25 protein-coding genes are annotated in these 20,840 nt (G+C 43.9%); 8 read left to right on the forward strand and 17 right to left on the reverse strand.

Annotation, left to right across the window (positions count from 1 at the left end; all coding sequences use genetic code 11):
• Positions 1-920, reverse strand: a 920-nt coding sequence (locus PHF18_RS14105; protein ID WP_300103984.1) for a Xaa-Pro peptidase family protein, incomplete at its 3' end; no start/stop codon positions are given.
• A gap of 312 nt (positions 921-1,232) precedes the next feature.
• On the opposite strand from PHF18_RS14105, the gene PHF18_RS14110 reads away from it, so the two are divergent.
• On the forward strand, positions 1,233-1,772 hold the full coding sequence (locus PHF18_RS14110; protein ID WP_300103985.1) for a DUF2284 domain-containing protein: 540 nt from the start codon (positions 1,233-1,235) through the stop codon (positions 1,770-1,772).
• A gap of 151 nt (positions 1,773-1,923) precedes the next feature.
• On the opposite strand, the gene PHF18_RS14115 is transcribed toward PHF18_RS14110, so the two are convergent.
• A complete protein-coding gene (locus PHF18_RS14115; RefSeq protein WP_300103986.1) occupies positions 1,924-3,546 on the reverse strand; it encodes a S8 family serine peptidase in 1,623 nt (540 codons plus the stop codon).
• Positions 3,547-4,116: 570 nt separating this feature from the next.
• Between PHF18_RS14115 and npdG the strand changes: the two genes are divergently transcribed.
• The 3 genes from npdG (at position 4,117) to hdrB (ending at position 6,908) form a co-directional block, all read left to right on the forward strand.
• Positions 4,117-4,824, forward strand: coding sequence for an NADPH-dependent F420 reductase (gene npdG, locus PHF18_RS14120; RefSeq protein ID WP_300103987.1), 708 nt, complete (start codon positions 4,117-4,119; stop codon positions 4,822-4,824).
• 666 nt (positions 4,825-5,490) lie between these two features.
• Positions 5,491-5,976: a CoB--CoM heterodisulfide reductase subunit C gene (gene hdrC / locus PHF18_RS14125; RefSeq protein ID WP_300103989.1), complete on the forward strand. Its 486-nt coding sequence runs from the start codon at positions 5,491-5,493 to the stop codon at positions 5,974-5,976.
• Positions 5,977-5,990: 14 nt separating this feature from the next.
• The gene (gene hdrB / locus PHF18_RS14130; protein WP_300103990.1) at positions 5,991-6,908 is read left to right on the forward strand and encodes a CoB--CoM heterodisulfide reductase subunit B; all 918 of its coding nucleotides are present in this window, start codon (positions 5,991-5,993) and stop codon (positions 6,906-6,908) included.
• Between the two features lie 434 nt (positions 6,909-7,342).
• Here hdrB and PHF18_RS14135 read toward each other — a convergent pair whose 3' ends face one another.
• From PHF18_RS14135 to PHF18_RS14175, 9 genes are all read right to left on the reverse strand, one after another.
• Entirely contained in the window at positions 7,343-7,795 is a 453-nt protein-coding gene (locus PHF18_RS14135; protein ID WP_300103991.1) for a DUF1284 domain-containing protein, read from the reverse strand.
• Between the two features lie 52 nt (positions 7,796-7,847).
• Positions 7,848-8,381: a DUF1847 domain-containing protein gene (locus tag PHF18_RS14140; RefSeq protein WP_300103992.1), complete on the reverse strand. Its 534-nt coding sequence runs from the start codon at positions 8,379-8,381 to the stop codon at positions 7,848-7,850.
• Between the two features lie 137 nt (positions 8,382-8,518).
• Complete coding sequence (locus tag PHF18_RS14145; RefSeq protein ID WP_367279201.1) at positions 8,519-9,202, reverse strand: IS200/IS605 family accessory protein TnpB-related protein; 684 nt, start codon at positions 9,200-9,202, stop codon at positions 8,519-8,521.
• A 6-nt stretch (positions 9,203-9,208) separates the two neighbouring features.
• Positions 9,209-9,565, reverse strand: a complete 357-nt coding sequence (locus PHF18_RS14150; protein ID WP_300103993.1) for a hypothetical protein — start codon at positions 9,563-9,565, stop codon at positions 9,209-9,211.
• 373 nt (positions 9,566-9,938) lie between these two features.
• The gene (locus tag PHF18_RS14155; protein ID WP_300103994.1) at positions 9,939-10,637 is read right to left on the reverse strand and encodes a DUF169 domain-containing protein; all 699 of its coding nucleotides are present in this window, start codon (positions 10,635-10,637) and stop codon (positions 9,939-9,941) included.
• Between the two features lie 199 nt (positions 10,638-10,836).
• Entirely contained in the window at positions 10,837-11,727 is an 891-nt protein-coding gene (locus PHF18_RS14160) for a 4Fe-4S binding protein (RefSeq protein ID WP_300103996.1), read from the reverse strand.
• Entirely contained in the window at positions 11,724-12,578 is an 855-nt protein-coding gene (locus tag PHF18_RS14165; protein WP_300103998.1) for an ATP-binding protein, read from the reverse strand. Before PHF18_RS14165 ends, PHF18_RS14160 begins: the two co-directional genes overlap by 4 nt.
• Before the next feature lie 40 nt (positions 12,579-12,618).
• Positions 12,619-13,005 (reverse strand): NifB/NifX family molybdenum-iron cluster-binding protein, encoded by a 387-nt coding sequence (locus PHF18_RS14170; RefSeq protein ID WP_300104000.1) that lies wholly within the window; start codon positions 13,003-13,005, stop codon positions 12,619-12,621.
• Between the two features lie 134 nt (positions 13,006-13,139).
• Positions 13,140-13,511 carry a NifB/NifX family molybdenum-iron cluster-binding protein gene (locus PHF18_RS14175; RefSeq protein WP_300104002.1) on the reverse strand — a complete coding sequence of 124 codons (372 nt, stop codon included), beginning with the start codon at positions 13,509-13,511 and terminating at the stop codon, positions 13,140-13,142.
• 216 nt (positions 13,512-13,727) lie between these two features.
• Here PHF18_RS14175 and PHF18_RS14180 point away from each other — a divergent pair, with 216 nt between their 5' ends.
• The 4 genes from PHF18_RS14180 (at position 13,728) to PHF18_RS14195 (ending at position 16,810) form a co-directional block, all read left to right on the forward strand.
• Positions 13,728-14,066: a DUF134 domain-containing protein gene (locus tag PHF18_RS14180; protein WP_300104004.1), complete on the forward strand. Its 339-nt coding sequence runs from the start codon at positions 13,728-13,730 to the stop codon at positions 14,064-14,066.
• A gap of 55 nt (positions 14,067-14,121) precedes the next feature.
• Complete coding sequence (locus PHF18_RS14185; protein WP_300104006.1) at positions 14,122-14,964, forward strand: Mrp/NBP35 family ATP-binding protein; 843 nt, start codon at positions 14,122-14,124, stop codon at positions 14,962-14,964.
• A 620-nt stretch (positions 14,965-15,584) separates the two neighbouring features.
• On the forward strand, positions 15,585-16,097 hold the full coding sequence (locus tag PHF18_RS14190; RefSeq protein ID WP_300104008.1) for a co-chaperone YbbN: 513 nt from the start codon (positions 15,585-15,587) through the stop codon (positions 16,095-16,097).
• Between the two features lie 62 nt (positions 16,098-16,159).
• Positions 16,160-16,810, forward strand: coding sequence for a cytochrome c biogenesis CcdA family protein (locus PHF18_RS14195; protein ID WP_300104010.1), 651 nt, complete (start codon positions 16,160-16,162; stop codon positions 16,808-16,810).
• A gap of 85 nt (positions 16,811-16,895) precedes the next feature.
• Here the strand turns inward: PHF18_RS14195 and PHF18_RS14200 are convergent, their stop codons facing one another.
• The 6 genes from PHF18_RS14200 to PHF18_RS14225 form a co-directional block, all read right to left on the reverse strand.
• Complete coding sequence (locus PHF18_RS14200; RefSeq protein ID WP_300104011.1) at positions 16,896-17,345, reverse strand: hypothetical protein; 450 nt, start codon at positions 17,343-17,345, stop codon at positions 16,896-16,898.
• Between the two features lie 224 nt (positions 17,346-17,569).
• A complete protein-coding gene (locus PHF18_RS14205) occupies positions 17,570-18,301 on the reverse strand; it encodes a precorrin-8X methylmutase (RefSeq protein WP_300104013.1) in 732 nt (243 codons plus the stop codon).
• Complete coding sequence (cobJ, locus tag PHF18_RS14210) at positions 18,291-19,091, reverse strand: precorrin-3B C(17)-methyltransferase (RefSeq protein ID WP_300104015.1); 801 nt, start codon at positions 19,089-19,091, stop codon at positions 18,291-18,293. The genes PHF18_RS14205 and cobJ overlap by 11 nt, the downstream gene beginning before the upstream one ends.
• Positions 19,060-19,413 carry a cobalamin biosynthesis protein gene (locus PHF18_RS14215; protein WP_300104017.1) on the reverse strand — a complete coding sequence of 118 codons (354 nt, stop codon included), beginning with the start codon at positions 19,411-19,413 and terminating at the stop codon, positions 19,060-19,062. The genes cobJ and PHF18_RS14215 overlap by 32 nt, the downstream gene beginning before the upstream one ends.
• Positions 19,414-19,546: 133 nt before the next feature.
• Positions 19,547-20,005 (reverse strand): cobalamin biosynthesis protein CbiG, encoded by a 459-nt coding sequence (locus PHF18_RS14220; RefSeq protein WP_300104019.1) that lies wholly within the window; start codon positions 20,003-20,005, stop codon positions 19,547-19,549.
• A gap of 80 nt (positions 20,006-20,085) precedes the next feature.
• Positions 20,086-20,814 (reverse strand): cobalt-precorrin-4/precorrin-4 C(11)-methyltransferase, encoded by a 729-nt coding sequence (locus tag PHF18_RS14225; protein ID WP_300104021.1) that lies wholly within the window; start codon positions 20,812-20,814, stop codon positions 20,086-20,088.
• Positions 20,815-20,840 lie beyond the last annotated feature (26 nt).

A 20,840-nucleotide genomic window follows, 5' to 3' on the forward strand; every position in this document is an offset into this window, starting at 1 on the left:
CCGGGTTTTAACATTGCTGCAGCTTCGTTCTGGATAGCCACGCATTTATTATGGATATCTATGGCATACTGCGGAAGGGAAGAACCAAACATGTATGTCATGGTTTTATCCGTATGGTAGCCGTCAACTCCGCACCCGACATCAACAAAGACCAGGTCTCCTTTCCTTAATTTCCGGTCCCGGCTTCCGAGCACGGGTGCTGCAGGGCTCAATCCGCGCTTTCCGCCAGGGCCGTTGAAATAACACGGGTAAATGGAGCTTTCCCCAAAACAGACATTACCGAGAATCATCTCCGTATCGAACATTCCAAAACGGCATGCTCCATGATGCCCTTCCTTTACCAGAACCGAAAACAGTTCAGTTGACAGGTCAACCTCACTCATTCCTTCCCGCAGCATATCCGGTACAAGGTCTTCAAGCACATGCTTGTGAATTTTGCCGGCTTCTCGCAGCAGAGACAGCTCATATTCACTTTTTACTGCCCTCACAGCGGCAATCTGGGTATCAACGGATTTAACATTCTTAAAAGGGAAGTATTTTTGAAACCGCTGATATAAGGCAAGTGGGACAACTTCAGTTTCCAGGTAGACTGCGTCCGGAAGCTTGCTTCCCTCACTTCCCTCACTTCCTTTACTCACCGTACTTACACTCCCTGCAGCGTCCCGGAAACTGTTCATAGGTTCTATATTAGAAAATAAAGATTCATCAAGAGCCCTTTCGTAACTGCGCCGGACCCAGAATGTTGCTTCTCCGTCCTTCGGAATGATTAGCATCCCGTCCTGCATCGTGCCCGTAAAGTAATAAAGATTGATTTTCCTGAAGATAACAGCCATTTCCCAGTCGGGATTTGATGTATACATATGTTTTCTGAAGCAGCTCATGCGGTTTTTCAGTTCAGTTAGAGGTACTTTCTTAATCATGGGAATCCCTACTAAGTTTATTTGCTATCAATTATAGAAGTGTAACCCAGGACGGGAAACATTAGAGAATATTGGGGAATATTTGGGAACGTTGGCTGAAATTAGAAAATCCAGTAGAAAATGAGGACTTATAAGGACTTATAGATGCACAGATTAATGTTAGTTTTCATAATAATCCTGTAAAAGATAAAAAGAAACCATCCACAAAGTGTACATCCCGGTTTTTTAAAAATAGAAAAAATAATTAGCAAAAAAACAAATTAAAAGGAAACAAAAAGTAAAACCAAAAAATATTTTTGAAAAGGGGTTATCATGCTTGGGAAATTCGAGGACCTTGTTGAAAAGGCATCAGAGATGGGTCTTAAAGCTTATTTTCTGAAGGCAGGAGACATTCCGATTGAAAACCGGATTGCCCTGAAGTGCGCTTACGGGTGCAGAGGATATGGGAAAAGGTTGAGCTGCCCGCCTCATATAATGTCAATTGATGAGTTCAGGAAGGTTATAGAGGAGTACAGCAGTGCACTTCTTCTTATAGACGAATGTGACACAACAGGAATTAAGGATGTCCTTGAAGCCTGGTCAGGGCTTCGAAAGGATTCTTTTCATAAGATGTTCGAGCTTGAACAAGAAGCTTTCAGGGAAGGCTTTACCTTTGCACATCTTCTGAGGCCCGGCTCCTGCAACGAATGTAAGGTCTGCAACCTTGAAAAATGCGTAAAGCCGGAAATGAGGCGGTTTGCCCCTGAGGCTGTCGGAATAAATATCCAGAAGGCAATGGAAGGGGCAGGGCTTGTACTTGAGTTCTGCAAACCTGAAAAAACCTCATGTGTCGGGATTTTGCTGCTTGAGTGAAAATATGAGTGAGCCGGAGGAGATTTGAGCTAAAACTGAATGAAAATCTCACAGCATGTAATCTCACATGTAATCTCACATGTAATCTCAGAGCCCAGGATCCCAGAGCCTGTAAATATCATCTGCAGTAACTTCCCTGCCTGTTCTCCCATCAACGGAATTCCCTTAATGCTGCCCTGGCAGGTAAATTTGCCAGAGAGTAGAGTTGTTCAAGGGGCATGGAAAGTTTCAGCATAAAGATTCCTTTTGTATCCACAGGCGAAGCTTCGGATTTTTCCAGGAACAGATTGCCATCAGGAGAAAGGTTTTCAAGAAGGTGGACTGTGCGACTGTTAACTGACCCGTACCCGAAGATAGTGTCATACCCCGGTTCTCCGAGATCTTCGGCTGAGGAACACAGGATCTCGCGAATTTCACTGCCGCTCTTTTCGGGGTACATGTTCCAGATAAGAGCCCCGATCCCTGCAACAGAGGGAGCGGAAGCGCTTGTGCCCATAAAGAAGCTACCCTTTCCGTTTGTGCCTGAAACTCTCACACTGCCAGGTCCACTGAGATCGATCTTGTTCCTGAGTTCGTATCCTGGATAGTAGATGCTTACAGGACCACGCGAAGAGTAGGGTGCTATACCCTGGTTTTCCTGATTTCCGGAATCAACAGCTCCAACACAGATAACGCCCGGAACAGCAGGATGCCCGAATACCGAGTCCTCCTCAACCAGATTATCAGGATGAACCTTTACGGCGGAGTTAGGGTAAATATAAACTTCCAGTATCCGATCTTCTCCGGAATGCTTTTTGACAGATATACCCAGTGTTTTTACAGTTTCGTCACTATTGATGTATTTGATATATTCAAGGGGGGCGCCTGTGCCACTCTGCATCTTTTCACTTGCAGCAATTTCTTTTCCGCTGCAGCAGTCGTAGAGGTAAAGGTCGTAGTCATTTTCGGAACAGTTCCAGGGGTCATTCCACTGGAGAACCACAGTAGCTTTCTCGCCTGGGGGGACATCCATATAAATATTTTTGGAGGTGCTGGTCCCGGAACTGAAATCATGCCAGCCTGAACCGTTGTCAAAAAACATACCCTGATAATGGCGGCCTGCGTCATTACCTGCTGCACTCACATAGAGAATATCCTGGCTTTCTATTACTTCCTTGATATGGGAAGCTACAATTCCATCTTCGAAGAATGGTTCATCAGGCCAGCCCACGTCATCGCATATAATCCGGCAACCTTCGGCAAGGAGGGCATCAACAGCTCTGTTAAACTCAAGCTTGTTGCTGCCTGCGCTATAGAAGTATAGTTCTGCTCCAGGAGATGTTTCGTGGACTATTTCGAGCATTACAGTACCCTCTTTTCCTTTTCCGGAAGAAAGGATGTGTACATCCTCAGGAAGAACTCCCGATGCCATGGCTTGAGATATATCTTCTACTCCATCGGAAATTATCCCTACTTTAATTCCAGTTCCTGTTACACCGGCCGGTTTCCAGAAATCTTCTGAAGAAGAGGGAAAAGTTACTTTTTCTTTCCGGTCCACCTTTCTTATAACAGGAGAAATGGCCGGCTGAACCGAAGATACTCCTTTAAGAGAAGAGAGTTCCTCAAATGATTCCACATTAACGAGGACTGCAGCAGTGAGGGAGGCTTCATCCCATCCTTTAACCCTGGCACAGGATTCTAGCACTCCTGCATCTGCACCGGGAAAAAGCCGAACATATGCAGTCAGATTCTCTTCGGCATCTTCTTTGTAGATTCTGCCTGAATCTCTTTCCACCAGTTCCGAAAGAGATGAGGGGGAGCTCAATAATCTTGAATTTGATGAAACCAGTCCGGAAGATAATAAACTGGAAGATAACAGACCCGAAGTATCCTGTTCAGCTTCAATAGACCCGACTCCGCCACGTACTACAAAATTAAAATGAGAGAATATGCCTGTAAAGACTATGACTAATATTAACAGGTACAATACTCTTCTGGTGTAACTCCCCAGGTACACTACCCCCCGATATTGCTTATATAGTAAGTTAAGGATGCAAACAGGATACAGGTATATGCAAAGTAATTCCTGCAGTAATACCCGAACAGGATGAATTTATTTTAAGATAGATCGAGATACATTATAAATATTTCTATGGATTATTATAAGAAAATTGAAACAAAATAAAAAATAAACATAATCTAATAGAAGATTATATTTTAATAGACTGAAAAAAACCTGAATTACAGTGTAAAATAATTTATCAATAACATTAAGTAATATAATTAAGTGATCAAAGACAGAAGATATATTAACTTCCGGACATATGTTATGGGAAATCACAGCAAACTGGAGGTCTTGTTCAAATTGAATTCTGAAAAGCTGAAAATAGCTGTTCTTGGAGGAACCGGCAACATAGGAGAAGGAATGGTCCTGAGGCTTGCTCTTCAAAACCTCATGCCTGATGGTGTGAAGAATGAGATAATTATCGGGTCCAGGTCTCTGGAAACTGCAGATGAGGCTGCAAAAAAAGCTTTATCAGAGCTTGAAAATTGCGGGTTTGATACATCAAAGACGATAATTACCGGCATGAACAACCTTGATGCCGCACAGGCAGCCGAAGTAATAATACTTACGATCCGTTTTGACCACGTTTTGTCTTTGCTGGAAGAGATAAAAGAGTCCCTTGAAAATAAGATAATTATTTCACCTGTGGTCCCGATGGTAAAAGAAGAGGGCCTTATGACATACAAGCCACCGGTAGAAGGCTCAGCAGCCCTTGCAATCAAGAAAAATGTCCCGGAGTCTACCAAAGTTGTTGCAGCTTTCCACAACATACCTGCAGGAAAGCTCAAAGATGTTGTTAAATGCAAAGCCGTACACGATGCGCTTGTATGCAGCGACGACGCCGAAGCAAAGAAACTTGTTATGGAGCTTACACGGAATATGGGCTGCCTCAAACCTCTGGACGGCGGACCTCTTAAGCAAGCAAACACCATGGAATCTCTGACACCGTTGCTGATCAATCTCGCAAAACTGAATGGGCTTAAAGACCTTGGGATAAACTTCTCCTGAGAAATAAAATAGAAAAAAAGCCGGAAGAATGGAAGAATATATCAGGGCGAAAGCTACATGTAAAGAATAGAAACCTGTTTGGGATGTGGGGTTCCGCATAAATAACCTGTTATATATATAATGACTGATATATTGATAGATGTCAACGGTTTTACGAAACATAGAAAAAATATAACCTTTGCCCATAGACACGAAACCGGACCGGCAAATTGAAATGAAAATATAAGGTTACAACCACCCCTGAAAAGAGATACCCTAATTTTGTTTGCAAAAAAGCCTCCAATAAACATTCGGTAACTGTGGTTCATCTCTCGATCTCGGATTTTAACCCCGAATAGATTTAGTTTATGTTAAATATTATGAGAGTAATACGAACATATACTAGAGAACTTACCGGAAGAGAATCATTGAAAGAGTAACCTAATTGAGAGAGTAACACGCTGGAAAAATCTGCAAAAAATACTCTGCTAAAAATAACCTGAAAAGAAATAATTTGCTGGAAATCCCCTGAAATAATCCGGTAGATAGGTTTCTTCATCCTGAAAATCAGAAATTCTGCCCTGAATGCAGTATTTTACCCCAATCTGTTTCTTTCGATTATATTCACTTTTCTAAAACTGAAGAATCAATATAAAAACCAGACTCAAAACCAGACAGTGAACCTGTATGAGTGAAGAACTGCTAAAAGTGTTAAAGGCAGCAGGACTGGACATACTTTCCTGCATGCACTGCGGCACATGCACAGGAAGCTGCCCTTCGGGACGGCATACCGGGCTCAATACCCGAAGAATAATTCGAGATGCGCGCAAGAACAGAGCTACTGTTCTCTCAGATGATGCCCTATGGCTCTGTACAACCTGCTACACATGCCAGGAGCGCTGCCCACGTGGAATACCAATTACAGATGCCATTCTAGAGCTAAGGAGGCTCGCAGTCAGGGAAGGGTTTATGCTTCCCGAACACCGCCTTGTTTCGAAAATGGTACTTGAGTGCGGACATGCAGTCCCTCTCGATGAGGAAACAAAGAAAAAAAGGGAAGAACTCGGCCTGGACCCAATACCTGAAACCGTCCAGAAATATCCGGAAGCTCTTGAAGGGCTGAAAATCCTTCTCAAAACCTGCAAATTCGACGAGCTGGTGGCTGAAAAATAAGGAGGCAGAAAATAATGGAAAAACTATCGCTGTTTCTTGGCTGTATCGTACCCAACCGCTACCCTGGAATTGAGAAAGCAACAAAACTCTGCCTGCAGAAACTTGAAGTTGATGCATCCGACCTGCCAGGAGCCTCCTGCTGCCCTGCCCCAGGAGTGTTCAAGTCTTTTGATAAAGCAACCTGGCTTGCCCTTGCCAGCCGAAACATCGTCCTCTCAGAAAAAATGGAGAGGGATATTCTGACAGTTTGCAACGGGTGCTACGGGTCCCTGGCAGATGCTAATATAGAACTTAAAAAAGACCCTGAAATGAAAGCCCGCACAAACACCTGCCTCAAAGAAATAGGCATGGAGTTTAAGGGAACCACAGAGGTAAGGCACATAATTGAGTTTCTGTACAAGGAATTCGGACCTGAAAAACTCAAGGGCTTCATCACAACCCCTCTTGACCTGAGAGTAGCCCTTCATTACGGATGCCACCTGATCAAGCCCTCAAAGGAGAGAAACCTTGGAGAAACGGAAGCTCCGGAATTCTTTGATGAGCTGGTTGAAGCCACTGGCGCAAAAAGTGTGGATTATACCGACAAAATGATGTGCTGCGGAGCAGGAGGAGGAGTACGTTCAGGGCACGCTGCCGAATCCCTGGAAATGCTTGAACATAAGCTTGCATGCATCCGGAATGCAAAAGTGGACTGTATTGTCAATGCATGCCCCTTCTGTCACCTTCAGTTTGATAAGGGGCAGCTTGCAGTCAATGAGAAGTTCGGAACTGACTACTCTATCCCCGTTCTCCATTACTCCCAGCTTCTAGGCCTTGCTCTCGGCTTTTCCCCGGATGAGCTGGGGATAGAACAGAATGCAGTCCAGAACATTGAATTTCTTGCAAAAATCTATGAGATCAGTGCCGGCTTAAAGTCAACTACCCAATGCTAAAGCAGTGTGGCTTGCAAAAGCCCTGGTTGACCAGCCTAAGTCTTAATTGACTACGTTGGAAATGTCATGATACCTACGAATGCTTCCTCAGTTTGTAGCTCTATCGTGTAGCATTAAAAGTCCTGAGAGGTAGGGGCGGTGTGCTACACCTGACAAGCATATCCAACATTGGCGAGGGGAGACGGTTTTCCAAAACCGTGTTACCTGTTATGGAAATTCGTTTCCAAAGCAGAGTGGAGAAATCCAAACGTGAAACGGAATGCCAGAAAGTTGACGGCATTCCTCCCTGCGCTAAAGAAACAGGGCTTCCTGCCTGTCACATGTGAATAGCCGGAAATAAGGCAAAAAGCTTGAAAAAAAGGTTTAAGGCAAAAAAGTTAAAAAAGCGTTTTAAGCTGAGAACCAAACCTCTCCTGGCTTGACTCCAGACCTTCTTATTCTCCTACATGCATATACCAGAGGCACTTCTGCCTCCATTTGCAGGTTCCACATACCTCTTCGACATCTGAAGCTTTGTTAAATTTTGAATTTATGAGCCTGAAAGCTTCGTCTGCCTTCACAACGGTTCCGTCATCTATCCTTAATTTCTCCAGGACAACGAGGTCCATTTGCCTTATCCTGCGGGAGAGGACAGATTCCTGGATGGTACATTCCCTTTTACTGGGGCAGGAAACGCAAATTGCATCACACACGGTTACAAGCTTGAGAAGTCTGGAAGGAAGAGCCTCAAGGTCCGAAATCACAGCCCGCATATTTGCAACAAAAGCCGGACTGTACCCATACCCCTGGAATCCCTGGATACAACAGAGGTGATGAGCTCTGATTTTAAGAAGTTCGGCATCAGGTTTAGAGTCTGTTTCAGATTTGCATAGAGATTTTTCGGACATGCATTTCTCCGGAGCTTAAAATCATAAAAATTAAAGAGTTCGTTCTAAAAATTTAGTCGATAAAATCAATTTCTGAATCCCCGAGATAGGGCAGCTCCAGAAGAGGAAGTGTTATTGAAGGAGCTTCCGAATATTCTACAAAGAGAATATCATAGCCTGTTTTAAGCCCCAGCATGAGATTCAGGTCAGTACAGTCGTCGTTCAGGAGAAGAGCCTGCCCTATAGGATTACAGGCAGCTTCAAATTCCAAATTATCGGTTTTTTTGATGCCAAGATTTTCTTTTTCGATGCTGCAAACCTTGCAGCAAACTGAAAATACCTCAAAATATCTTGAAAGGATATCATAGACCCGCCTTGCTTCTCTCTCATGCTCAATACAGAAAGCAATTCCTATCTTCCTGTATCCTAGCCTCTTTGAGTAAATTGCAATTTCTTCTAATTTTGTCCTTTTTGTAGGGTCTGCCTCAAGCCAGGCGGACATCTGGATCGCTTTAAGATCCTCGCCGCTATACTCAAGTCCCGATTTGATAACAGAGCAGTTTTTGCCTACAAGGCATTCTTTATTCCGGCACAACGCACACTGCACACTTTTTCTCCAGAGGATTTTTAACACCAATAGGATACTATAATCATAAATAAACTTTGCAGGTATAAATATTTCCATGAAAGTCAGAAAATGCACTGGTAGAATTCATTAGGTTATCATAAATGATCAAAATGTAATCAAGTATCTTCAAAAGATGTTATCAAACATCTCTTTGGGTGTAACCCTACACCCTCCACTCCGTCTGCAAATGCTTTTGGAGTTGCTTTCCTGATGATGTTCAGAGCTCCGTTGACATCGGCGTTGATAATTATCCCAGTTGCGGATTTGAATAGACCTCGTTTGATCCTTCTGCCTACGTATTTAGCTCTGTGTTCTACAGGTTCGTTATCCAGGAAACTACATTTTGATGTATGACTCTCTTCTTGAAGTATAACTTCTATGTTGACTTCCTGAGCTTTATACTGGATCATTTCAATTAACCTGGCCAGGGGGAGCTGAACGAACTTCTGGTTGTTTTTTCGTCCCATATTAACGTCTTGCTTCCAGTTTTCGTTTTTGCCAATTATGATTGATTTGACATTGTTTTTGATAGCGTAATTAACGATTCCACGGCTAAGTTTGTGGAAATAATCCTTTATCATGTTATTTCGTTTGAAGTCGAGTTTTGCTAATTTACTACCCCATTTAATTTTAGCCAGATCGTATATGTGCTGAATCCTGGCTTTTTTCATGTTATAGAACTGATTAATGTTGTTTGCAGTATTACCCTTAACAACAATTGGGTTTGCACCAAAGTTGTTTGCGATAGTTGCAATATTGTAAACGCCAAGATAAATTCCTAAAACTCGGCTTGAGTTAATTTCATTCTAAGAAACTGTTTTGTCGTACACGATTTCACACGTATCCTTATTTGCGTTTGGGATTACCCGTACTTCTCTGAGGTCCACATCAACTAATCTGGTTTTCAATTCCAGGTTTACCGCTTTTGGGAATTTGAGTATACCATTAACGATTTTACATTGCTGGTTTGTGAATACCAGGATGTGTTCCCCATCTTTATGTTTGTATTTGGGCGGTTTAGGGCGTCCCATAAACAATTCAGGAGATTTTGCGTATACCTTTAATGCCTTGAAGAACGATTTCCAGCTTTTATCCAGTAGTTTAAGTACCTGTTGAGCAGTCTGTGCTGGCAATGCTCTGTATTGTTCTGTGTTTTTTAGCATTGAGTAAAGCTGTTTATACCAGATACCTTCACCTTTTTCACCAGTTTCCTGGTAAAGATTATCATTTTCAAAGAATCTTTGCCGTATTATGTAGTTGGCAGTATTAAACAAATTTTTGGAAGCATGAGCTAGTCCTGAGATAGTTTCTGATTTAAATTGAATTTGCTCAGTTCTAGTCACAAGTGCCATTTTAGTCAATCTCCAGCTTTTATACGAGTACGTTGATTGATAATATCAGATGATTATATAAATTACCATTATTACCATTTTTCATACCCATAAGGAAAACAGATGAAAAAACTCAATGAGAAAAGAAAAAACCTCATTTAAAAATAAAAAGTAAAAAATAAAAAATAAGAAAAAAAATCAAGGATTATTTATGCCTTGCTTTTGGCAACGGACCGGCATAGAGTTTTTCAAGGGAATTAACAATGTCTTCAAGTTTATTGAAAGGAATCCCTATAAGCATTTCATCATTTTCGATGTCAGTGGCTTTTCTACACCCGAAGCAGCCTAAAGAGATATTTATTTCCCCTGTCAAGCTCGGCAGAATAGTTGTGTCGGCGCAGGTTGCCTGAAAAGCTGCACTGCTGAAGTTTGCCCGTCCACCTTTGTAGTAGGTACTTGCCGGGATGACCCAGTAAATGGTTTCCGGCTTATCCACAAGAATAACTACGTCGGGATCGACCTTTGCATCCTTCAGAGGCCCTACAATGGTTGCAATTCTGCTTTCAGGCTCAAAAGCGGGGCGCTTTGCGATCATTTCGGCTGCCGCTTCCACGCTGTTAAACATCCCCAGGTTATGATGGAACTCTCCTGAAGCCACTTTTTCAGGTGTAGGAATAAGCCCAAGGCTTGAGGCTCCTACCACACAGGCATGTTTACCTGCAGGAATAATGAAAGATTCCCCTTTCCTAGCTTTCATAATAGACTGACAGTGCCTGAGGTTTTTCTCGGGCTCTTGATACCCTTCGGGTATAGGCTCTCCTTTTTTAACAACTTTCACTGCCACCGGTTCGTACCTGAGGTCAAGTAACTTGACCAGTTTCTCTGCAAGTTGAGTATAATCCATTTTATTCCCTCATCAACTACGTATTGAACTCACTACCGAATTACTACTTGAGTTATCAACTATTTAGGAATAATATTAAAAGAACAGACTTCGATATTAATTAACATTTGCGATATTATTTGACTTTCTAATTTTTCAGTTAAATTATTCGGGAAAATTAAGGTTCCCTGCTCTGGATGGTTTTTAGATACATTTATTTTTAGGAAGTATCTGAAAGCCTCATTTCGATTTCTCCCCAGAGGTTACGGATAATATTTGCAAACTCTACAGCCCCGGGGTCCCCGGAATGAGCGGCATATTCGATCACAGTTTCTTCCTCCATCATTGCCTCTGTAGTTATGTCTGCATAAGGCAAACAGGCAAGAAGAGGAATTCCGGCTTCCCTGCAAAAAGCCTCAATTTCAAGGCTCTTTTTCTCGTTGATATCATACTTGTTAATGCAGGCAACCGTCGGGATTCTGAAATGTGCGGTAAGTTCGATTGCCCGTTTCAGGTCGTGGAGTCCGGAAACCGTGGGTTCGCTAAGCACAAGGACAAGGTCAGTTCCGGTAATTGCTGCAATAACCGGGCAGCCAGTGCCGGGAGGACCGTCAATTAGAATGAATTTGCAGGAATGTCTATCTGCAAGTTCTAAGGCCCTTTTTCGGACCACGTTTACAAGTTTTCCACTTGCTTCTTCTCCAGTGTCCAGTTTTGCATGAGCCATTGGCCCAAAACGGGTTATGGAGGAAATTACCTGTCCGGAAACTCTCGGCATCAGAGACACCGCGTTTTCAGGGCAGGCGACAGTACAGACCGCACAGCCTTCGCAGCTATACGGATTTATCGTGAAGTTTTCAAGGACTGCTCCGAATCTGCAGATTTCCCGGCAGATGCCGCAGCCAGTACAGAGTTTCAGGTCAATGGAAGCAAGTTCCAGTCCCAGACAATCCTCTGTTTTAAGTACCTGGGGCTTGAGGATCAGAGGCAGGTCGGATGCATCAACATCACAGTCTGCAAGTACAGTATTTTCTGAGAGAGAAGAAAAAGCAGCTGTAAGGGTGGTCTTTCCACATCCACCTTTTCCACTAATAATAGCCAGTTGCCTCATTGTACCCCCGTGCTTTTGCAAGCCAGTGCTTTTATCGTTTCGAACATCTCTTCGAACTTTTCCTTCCACTCGGGCATTTCCTTAACAAAGGGGATCCCTTCTGAATAGAGCCTGGCAATCATCCTATCATTAGGAATACGAAGCAGAATAGGAATCCCCTCAGCCCTACAAAAATCTTCCACCCTTGAATCCCCAAGCCCGTCCCGGTTGAGAACGACTCCCACAGGAACCTTAAGAGCTCTTGCAACTTCCAGGGCAAGAAGGAAATCATGAAAACCGAAAGGAGTAGACTCTGTCACAAGCACACAGTAGTCAGCACACCCCAAAACTGCAAGGACGGGACATGCCGTTCCAGGGGGGGAATCAATGATTGCAGGTCTGCTCTCATCGATATGCCGCTGAAGCGACCTGATGACCAGCGTTGCCATAGCTTCCCCTATGTTCAGGATACCGTGGAAAAATGTGAGAGGGGTGTCAGATGACGCTTTTTCGATTATTCCGATAGACCTGGACTTTTCTTCTATGGCTCCTGCCGGACAGACAAAGCTACAACCACCACAGCCGTGGCAGAGGGAGGGAAAGAGCAGGATTTTTTTGGGAAGGGCAGCCAGAGCATTATACCTACAGAAATCAGCACAGTCCCCACAAAGAGTACACTTATCAGGATTGATCTCCGGGAATAGACAGGTTACTTCTTCTACAGGCTCCAGTTCAAAACCCAGAAACAAGTTGCAATTGGGCTCTTCCACATCACAGTCAAAAAGCTGCACATCTTCGAGAGCAAGGGCAAGGTTTACTGCAACTGTGGTTTTCCCTGTGCCGCCTTTACCGCTTGCAATTGCAATTTTCATGAGCTGCGCCTTCTAACCCTGTACATAAACTGAGCATCCATCAGTGATGATGGTCGTGTCCTGAGTCATCGTGCCCGTGTTCTGCACAGGTATTTTCAGCACTGGCATTACAGAGTTTACCCGCTTTCCAGGCTTCAAGTGTATCCTGAACCGTACCTCCGGCACCCACGAAAACATCGATTCCATAAGACTCAAACATCTTGACAGCTTTGTACCCCAGTCCTGAACAGAGCATAATTTCAACCCCATTATTATGGAGGAACTTAGGCGGCAGGTCTGGTCCCCCCATATGTTCGCTGGTATTGGGGATCACAGAAACTTCTCCACTGTCTGTATCCAGGATTGTATAAGTGGGAGCCTTTCCAAAGTGCTGCTCTACGGTCCCTGACATGCCGTTGTTATCTTTTGTGGGTATACATACTTTCATACAGGTCACCTTTTAAACTTTAAGACGTTTTACATATTTCTAAATATTTCACATAAAATATTGTTACAAAATGTTTTGGATTTTTGATATTTTGTTCTTAGTTTGAATCTTTAACCTCAGTTTGAACCTTTAACTCAACTCTTATTCATACCACTATGAGTCGAAGCATTCGAGTTCTCAAGGAGAGCAAGCTTTCCGGATTGATATTCTCGAAGGGCAAAGGCTACAGTACCTTTGATTCCAGAGTGGGTTTCAATACCTGCTTCGGATAGTATGGAAAAAGCATTCGGCCCCACACTTCCCGTTAAGAGAGTGTCTACCTCTGCACCCACCACTGCCTCTGCGGCCCGAATTCCTGCACCACCGGAGGCTTCCGAACCGGGATTTATGATTGATGTTACGGACCCTATCTCCGGGTCAATGATCACGAAATAATTGCATCTTCCGAATTGAGGGTCCACTTCAGAATCAGGATCCTTGCCACAGGCACTTATGCAGATTTTCATATTTATATGCTCCAATATAAAATCCGCTGACTCTCAAATTATACATTTTTCGGTAAATTATTCAAAGAAAGTGGAGGCACATCAACCCCTCACAAACGCAGAGAAGTCAGAGATATAGAAAGTACAATTTCACACATATGAGTATAAATATTTATAGTTTTCTATCTGAAAAGAGAAATGGTTATATATTTACTCTACAATGTGCATAAGTAACCTATGAAAAAATGCAGAGGAAGACCAAAATGTCCAAGGCGTGTTGAGCAAACTCCTGATGTCACATATTTCAAACCGCGAGGGGTCCCGATGTCGGATCTTGAAGTGATGTCCCTAACAGTAGAAGAACTAGAATCCCTGCGGCTTGTGGATATAGAAGGCCTCAGGCAGGAGGACGCAGCCGCCAGGGTTGGGATATCAAGGAGAGCGTTCTGGGAAGACCTGAAAAACGCCAGAATGAAAGTAGCTATTGCTCTAAGCACAGGAAAAGCGATCGAAATAAAAGGCGGCAACTATATCAGTACTAAGTGTTCTGACACTAATGAAGATCTTGGCGCGTAAAAGAAACAATAAGGGATAAACTGAAAATGCGGAAATTATATACAGGCGATAAAAAATGAAAGATAAAGTTCAACCACTGGAAAGTTTGTCGAAAAAACCCGATGAGCCCAAAATAGTAGTCAACCTCAGGCGTATCAAAAGCAAAATAATGGTAATGAGCGGGAAAGGCGGAGTAGGAAAAAGTACAATTGCCGCAAATCTCGCTGTCGGGCTTGCCCTACGCGGGCACAGGGTAGGTCTTCTGGATTGTGATATCCATGGCCCGACTGTCCCTACGATCTTTGGACTGGAGTCCGCAAAACTTGAGGTAAATGAAGAAGGAATTATCCCAATTCAGGTGCTTCCCAACCTCTCAATAATGTCCATTGGTTTTCTGCTCGAAAACAAAGACTCACCTGTAATCTGGAGAGGGCCAGCTAAAATGGGGGCAATCAAGCAGTTCCTTGAAGAAGTTTACTGGGGAGCGCTTGACTTTCTGATTATCGACCTTCCTCCGGGAACGGGAGACGAACCCCTGAGTGTAGCCCAGTTGATCCCCAACTGTGACGGTTCCGTACTTGTTACAACCCCTCAGGATGTAGCCCTAATCAGTGTCCGGAAATCAATTACATTCTCGGAAAAACTAAATATACCTGTAATAGGGCTTGTGGACAATATGCATGGGCTGATCTGTCCTCACTGCAATAAGTCTATAGATGTATTCGGAAGCGGAGGCGTTGAAAAAGCCGCAGAAGACTTTAATGTCCCCATCCTTGCCAGACTTCCTATAGAACCCAAAATCGCAGAAATGGAAGACAAGGGCACGATCGTCCAGGACCAGCTTAAACACAGCACTGAGTGGCAGAAGAATTTTGACAATGTCGTGACTGCCGTAGAAAAAACCCTTGACGAAAAATAAGGTAGAGTAAAAAGGAAAAAGATTTACATAATTCAGAATAGTTGAAGCTTCTATATCGGACTTACATTTCTCTATCAGAATAGATCCTTTTTTATGTTTCTTTTCCTTTTTAGTTTTTCTTTCTTTTCTTTTTCCCTGGTGATCCCTGATTAATTGGTTGGCATTATTCCAAAATAACCGCTAATGGAACCTCACGTTCTCTTTTCACGCGCCGCGCAAGGCTTGAGCCCGCCTGCGTACAGTAGATAAAAACTCAATCAATGGCCTTAATGGGAGCTTTAATATAAAAAATATCAATCATGTAACAGGGAACGACTTTTTCCTTTTTATCTTTTAGTCATAATAAGTTCATCCCCATCTTTTGTTTTTCACTCCTGCCACAGGACTCTAATATAGTAATTGATATGTATTCTATCGAATCCCTTAAATCGAGAATCACAGATAGTTATTTACAGATGGTTAGGACCTTTGTTTACGGTTAATTATTTGTGTTTGACGGATAATACTATTGCAAAATTCAGACTTTCAGAATCAGTAGAAGCAAAATTATTTGTGAGAAGAGTGAATTATTAATACAGAAAACCTACAGAACTACAAAATAAAAAACCAATGTTGAGATTATGAATAAATTAATTATATTACTGATCCTGCTTGTATCTGTACTCTTTACGGCAGGCTGTACTGAAAACCCGAAAAACACCGCAGCCGAGCTTACTCCGGATTTTAGAGGTGACCAGGAAAAAAGTGTTGTTGTAGAACTAACTGATCTGGAACAGATAAACACATCTGTTCAGGAAGGCCCTGTCTTTGTGAAACTCGGATCCGAGGGGTGCTCTGCATGTAGGGAAATGGAACCCATAATGAACGAACTGGCAGCGAAATATGGAGGAAAAGCCACGGTTATGTCTGCAGATGTAGCCAATAGCCATCAAATTGAAGCTTATTTCGGAGCGTACTACATCCCTGATTCCTTTGTAGTCGTGGGCATTGAAAACGGAGAATATGTTTACATGCAGGAAGACGGAAACGTTACCACAGACAGATCCCAGGCAAGAGTTCAGGGGCTCAGGGAAAATCATGTGTATGAAGAGCTCATAAAAAGAGCCATTCTTTACTATGAAAATACAAAGTAAAACAGATTTCCGAATTAAAAACTATCGTAAAAAACTAAACTGAAAAACATCGAATCAGAACCATGTATTATGAAGCTATTTCCCCTCTAGCTGCATTTGGCGCAGGAGTGCTCAGCGTCCTGTCCCCATGCATCCTCCCCCTCCTTCCTGCAGTTCTGGCAAGCTCAACAGGAAAAGGAAAGTTAAGGCCCCTTGCCATAGTACTTGGGGTATCGATATCCTTTACCCTTATGGGAGTTGTGACCTCCGCATTCGGAGCAGTTTTTCAGGCATATATAGGTCAGCTGAAAATCCTGGCAGAAATCTTAATCATTACAATGGGCATAGCAATGCTTTTTGAGATCAGCCTGTTTAACGCCTTTGCAAAGTTCCCCATTCTTGCAGGAATGAACGAAGGCGGACCGATCTCTGGCCTTCTTTTAGGGCTGTCCCTTGGGGTGCTCTGGATCCCCTGTGTGGGTCCGATCCTTGCCTCAATCCTGACCATGGTTGCCCTGGAAGGAAACGCTGCTACAGGTGCATTAACCCTTTCCATTTATTCTGCAGGGTTTGCGGTGCCCATGCTCCTGCTCGCATACTCGGCTCATCTATCCACTTCTAAAATAAAGCTCATATCAAAGTACGATGCAGCCTTCAAGAAAGGAGCAGGGATAGTGCTTATCCTTGTAGGGCTCTCGATGATCTACCAGAACCATTTCAGATGGCTGCTTTAAGTTTTCTTGAACAGTGTGCGTACATTTAAAACACAATTTGAAACACAAATTTGAGAAGGAAACAGTAAATTAGGCCTGTTTCTTCTCACATCATTTCGTTAAATTCTATGAAAATAGGGACAATTTCAGGGGACTCGCGGTTCTCATAAGGGATATCGCCGTAGTCCCTGTAGTACAAACGTATGTCGGCAAAAGCGTGGCTATTCGGAAACTCCAGTTTAGCTGTGCTTGTAATCTGGTTATCCATGGTTACCTTAAATATGTACTCTCTTTTTTCCCGGTGGAACCTTAAACTAAAAGGACGAGATCGTGACACATCACCCCTGGGTTCCAGAAGGTATGTTTCGTTTATTATTGATTTGTTATGTTGATCAAATACTTCAATTGCCACTTCATGGCCCTTAATATCATGATTGTGTATTACAAAAAGCGATGCTGCAGGTCCCCTGAACATGAAAGGAAGAGAAACATAGAAAAACAAAGTGATTGCCAGGAGCATAAAAAAGATAACCAGTTTGCCATCATTGCTGCCCAATTAAACCCACCCTGAAAATAATACAGAGAAGAAGACATACGAGAATAATACATACATCAATTCTTACAATATATTCTTGATTCGAATTACAATATGGGACGCAACAGATAAATATTTATTGCAAAGATAAATAATGTCTGCAAGCAGCAACTAAAAAGCCGACTCGAAAATAAAAAACAATCTGAGATAAAAGAAAAAAAAAGAAAAAAAGAAAGCAGAAAGTGTTATTCTTCACTTTCTCTTGCGATTGCTACGAGCTCGTTTACGCAAGCAACAGCCATCGGAGTTCCTCCCCTGGTCCCAACACAGCTGATTGAGGGAATGGGAATTTTCAGGTCCCTGACCATTTCCCTGGATTCTGCCGCGTTTACAAAACCAACAGGAAGCCCGATTATAAGGGCAGGCCTAACACCTTTTTCGATCAGTTTACAGACCATGATGAGGGCAGAAGGCGCATTTCCAATTGCGATGATGCTTCCGTCCAGCCGGTCTCTGGCAGCCAGGAAACCTGCAGACGTCCTGGTTATCCCGTACTTATTAGCAATTGCAGCATCCAGGTCTTCGTCAAGCACGCAGATGATTTTGGATTTGTGCCCGACTTTTGTGACCCCGGCTTTTACCATGTTGATATCCACAAAGATCGGCGCGCCTTTTTTGAGAGCTTCCACGCCTGCAGGGATGGGGTCATTGTTAAAGCGCATGATATCTGCAACGGAGAGGTCTCCGGTGGCAATAACGCAGCGCTGGCGGAAACGGTCTTCTGGGGTGTTGTTCCCGACGATTTCCTGGATCATTGTCCGGCTTTTCATGTAGATGGCTTTTGCCTCTTCAGTCCTTGCGCCTGAGTCCCTGCAAATGCCCACAAGTTCAGGGTCAACATCCACGGTAAGCTCGGTAAACTCTTCAAGGTTTTCAAGAGCCCCGGCTTTCCCTTCATTGTTTTTTTCAGTAGTCATATTTCTTCTGATACCCCCTGGGTGTTATGATAAGATCCTTTTTCGGAGACTTCCAGATCCTGGACTCCCCGTTGCCTACGAGAATGACGGTGCTCATGTCCACCCAGTCCTCAGACTCCATGACTTCCCCGAGGGTTGTCACGATCTGGTCTTCTCCCTCACCTCTCATGGCATTCTTGACAAGCCCCACCGGCACAGAATCAGCCTTGTACTTGCGAATGATTTCGATTGCCCTTGCAAAGTTGGACTGTCTCTTGCGGCTCTTTGGGTTGTAAAGCCCGATCACGAAATCAGCGTCTGCAGCCATATGAAGCCGCTTTTCGATGACCTCCCAGGGAGTTAAGAGGTCGCTTAAACTGATCACCGCAAAGTCCGTCACCACGGGTGCACCGAGAATGCTGGCCCCGGCAAGGATTGCTGTGACCCCAGGCAGGATTTCGATGTCCACGTCAAGGTTCTCGTGTTCAGCGACCTCCATAACGATGCCTGCCATGCCGTAGACGTTGGTGTCGCCCCCACTGATCATGACCACGTTTGCGGATTTTGCGAGTTCCACGGCTTTCCGGGCTCTTTCAACCTCTTTTCCCATGAAACTTCGGATTACCTCCTGAGTACCGAGAAGGCTTTCCATCTGGTCCAGATAGGTACTGTTCCCGAGAACATAATCGGCATTGAGGATTACGTCCCGGGCTTTTAGGGTAAGCTGTTCCACGGAGCCCGGTCCGATCCCTACAACGTAGAGTTTTCCGCCGGATGCCTTATCTTGCGATTGCGATTGTGACTCTGCCATAGACTTTCTTCCTGAAAATCAATTCGTGTTTTTCCGAGAGGGCCAGCGCGGCAGGCTCTGCAACCCCTTTTAACCCAAAGCGCGAGGCCTGGGACGAGGAAGGGGGGTTGTAGCTGTTCAGCACTTCATCCGGCAAAAACTTAACCGGAATGCCGAGCAGTTCACCTGCTTCCAGCAGCCCCTGTTCATTTTCTTTAAGTTTCGCAGAAGCAAAAGCCGGAATCTCTTTGAGACTCAGGCCGCACTCATCAAGCGCCTGTTTTACGGCGTCAATGACTTCTTCTTTTGTTATGCCCCTGCGGGTTCCGATTCCGATAATCATCAGTAATCTTTAATCCACTGCTTTTTTATGCAGTTTCTTTATAAAACCTTAGCAAGAAACCTCTGAGTATTTAGCTAAGGATAGTTGATAGCTAAGGGGTAGTTGACTTAATCGGATTATTAGCTGTTAATTGTTAGCTTTGTCCGGCACTTTCATCCTTTACTTCAACAGCTTGTTTTTTTCTTACAAGCACGGAAACATCCTCGTCCACAATAACAATCCTGGGGCCCTTAACCTCAAGAACCTCTACCTGCTGGTCAAGGAGTGCACAGTTTACAGCTATTGTGGATTCTTTATTGAAGATCTCGCAGCCAAACCTATCAGCAATTCCCTCAACCGAGGGTTTACCGTGAACCTCAGTGGCTGTGGTGAGCACAGGAACTGCACCCAATTCCGCAATCTTTCGGGAAATTTCGTTTGCCCCGTGATGCCCTCCAAGGAGGGGAATTGCAAAATTCAAGTTTGAGTCCACAACTACCACTGCAGGATCTGACCACTTATTATCGAGAAGAGGGGCAATGTCCCTTACCACAATTCCTGTAGCAAAGACTGCAACGATTGCTCCGTAATTTTCAAAGGCAGTCCTGAACACGCCTTTTTCATAGAGAAGAAGGTCGGCTTCAAGATGCTCTGCTATCCTTGATGCAATTTCCCTGTTTCTTTCAAAGGTAATTACAACGGTTCCTGGGCCACTCCGTATAAGTAGGACCTCCTGTAGTTTTTAGGGTCAACAACCCCACCGATGATTATCATTGCCGAGCGCTTGATCCCTGCATCTTTCACCTTATCTGCAATATCTTCAACAGTCCCTGTGATGACTTCTTCATCTTCCCAGGACGCATGGAAGACCACTGCAACAGGCGTATCTTTAGGGCAGCGGACTTTTTCCATAATTTCCCTGATCTTCTGGGTACCAAGGAAAATTGCCATGGTGGTATTATAGGCAGAAAGCTCGGGAATAAGGTCTTTTTCCAGGGTTTTTCCCGCGGGGCGGGTGATAATAAGAGTATCGGAAACCCCATTGAGAGTAAGCTGGGTGCCCAGCGCGGCTGCGCTTGCAAAAACGGACGAGACGCCTGCTACCCTTTCGACTCCTATATCGTATTTTCTCAACTCTTCCATCTGCTCTATAACAGACCCGTAAAGAGAAGGGTCTCCGCTGTGAAGGCGTACAACAAACTTTCCTGCATCCACGGCATCGGCAATTAGTTTCGTGGTTTCATCAAGGGTAAGCCCGTAACTGTCTACTTTATCTCCCTTCGTGTAGTTAAGGACTTCAGGGTTTACCAGGGAGCCTGCGTATATAACAAGATCCGCTTTTTCAAGCATCTCACGCCCCAATACGGTAATCAGTTTGGGGTTTCCAGGGCCTGCCCCTACAAAATATACTTTTCTTTCCATCTGACCATTCCCTTTGCTTTCCTGTT

Origin of the sequence: Methanosarcina sp. (assembly GCF_028693135.1) — an archaeon.
Taxonomy (GTDB): Archaea; Halobacteriota; Methanosarcinia; order Methanosarcinales; family Methanosarcinaceae; genus Methanosarcina.

Bases quoted from the DNA above. Each gene is read 5' to 3' on its own strand.
- PHF18_RS14110 (WP_300103985.1), top strand. From the start codon at position 1,233: ATGCTTGGGAAATTCGAGGACCTTGTTGAAAAGGCATCAGAGATGGGT.
- hdrC (WP_300103989.1), top strand. From the start codon at position 5,491: ATGAGTGAAGAACTGCTAAAAGTGTTAAAGGCAGCAGGACTGGACATA.
- hdrB (WP_300103990.1), top strand. From the start codon at position 5,991: ATGGAAAAACTATCGCTGTTTCTTGGCTGTATCGTACCCAACCGCTAC.
- PHF18_RS14135 (WP_300103991.1), bottom strand. From the start codon at position 7,795: ATGTCCGAAAAATCTCTATGCAAATCTGAAACAGACTCTAAACCTGAT.
- PHF18_RS14150 (WP_300103993.1), bottom strand. From the start codon at position 9,565: ATGCTAAAAAACACAGAACAATACAGAGCATTGCCAGCACAGACTGCT.
- PHF18_RS14155 (WP_300103994.1), bottom strand. From the start codon at position 10,637: ATGGATTATACTCAACTTGCAGAGAAACTGGTCAAGTTACTTGACCTC.
- PHF18_RS14160 (WP_300103996.1), bottom strand. From the start codon at position 11,727: ATGAGGCAACTGGCTATTATTAGTGGAAAAGGTGGATGTGGAAAGACC.
- PHF18_RS14165 (WP_300103998.1), bottom strand. From the start codon at position 12,578: ATGAAAATTGCAATTGCAAGCGGTAAAGGCGGCACAGGGAAAACCACA.
- PHF18_RS14170 (WP_300104000.1), bottom strand. From the start codon at position 13,005: ATGAAAGTATGTATACCCACAAAAGATAACAACGGCATGTCAGGGACC.
- PHF18_RS14175 (WP_300104002.1), bottom strand. From the start codon at position 13,511: ATGAAAATCTGCATAAGTGCCTGTGGCAAGGATCCTGATTCTGAAGTG.
- PHF18_RS14180 (WP_300104004.1), top strand. From the start codon at position 13,728: ATGAAAAAATGCAGAGGAAGACCAAAATGTCCAAGGCGTGTTGAGCAA.
- PHF18_RS14185 (WP_300104006.1), top strand. From the start codon at position 14,122: ATGAAAGATAAAGTTCAACCACTGGAAAGTTTGTCGAAAAAACCCGAT.
- PHF18_RS14190 (WP_300104008.1), top strand. From the start codon at position 15,585: ATGAATAAATTAATTATATTACTGATCCTGCTTGTATCTGTACTCTTT.
- PHF18_RS14195 (WP_300104010.1), top strand. From the start codon at position 16,160: ATGTATTATGAAGCTATTTCCCCTCTAGCTGCATTTGGCGCAGGAGTG.
- PHF18_RS14205 (WP_300104013.1), bottom strand. From the start codon at position 18,301: ATGACTACTGAAAAAAACAATGAAGGGAAAGCCGGGGCTCTTGAAAAC.
- cobJ (WP_300104015.1), bottom strand. From the start codon at position 19,091: ATGGCAGAGTCACAATCGCAATCGCAAGATAAGGCATCCGGCGGAAAA.
- PHF18_RS14215 (WP_300104017.1), bottom strand. From the start codon at position 19,413: ATGATTATCGGAATCGGAACCCGCAGGGGCATAACAAAAGAAGAAGTC.
- PHF18_RS14225 (WP_300104021.1), bottom strand. From the start codon at position 20,814: ATGGAAAGAAAAGTATATTTTGTAGGGGCAGGCCCTGGAAACCCCAAA.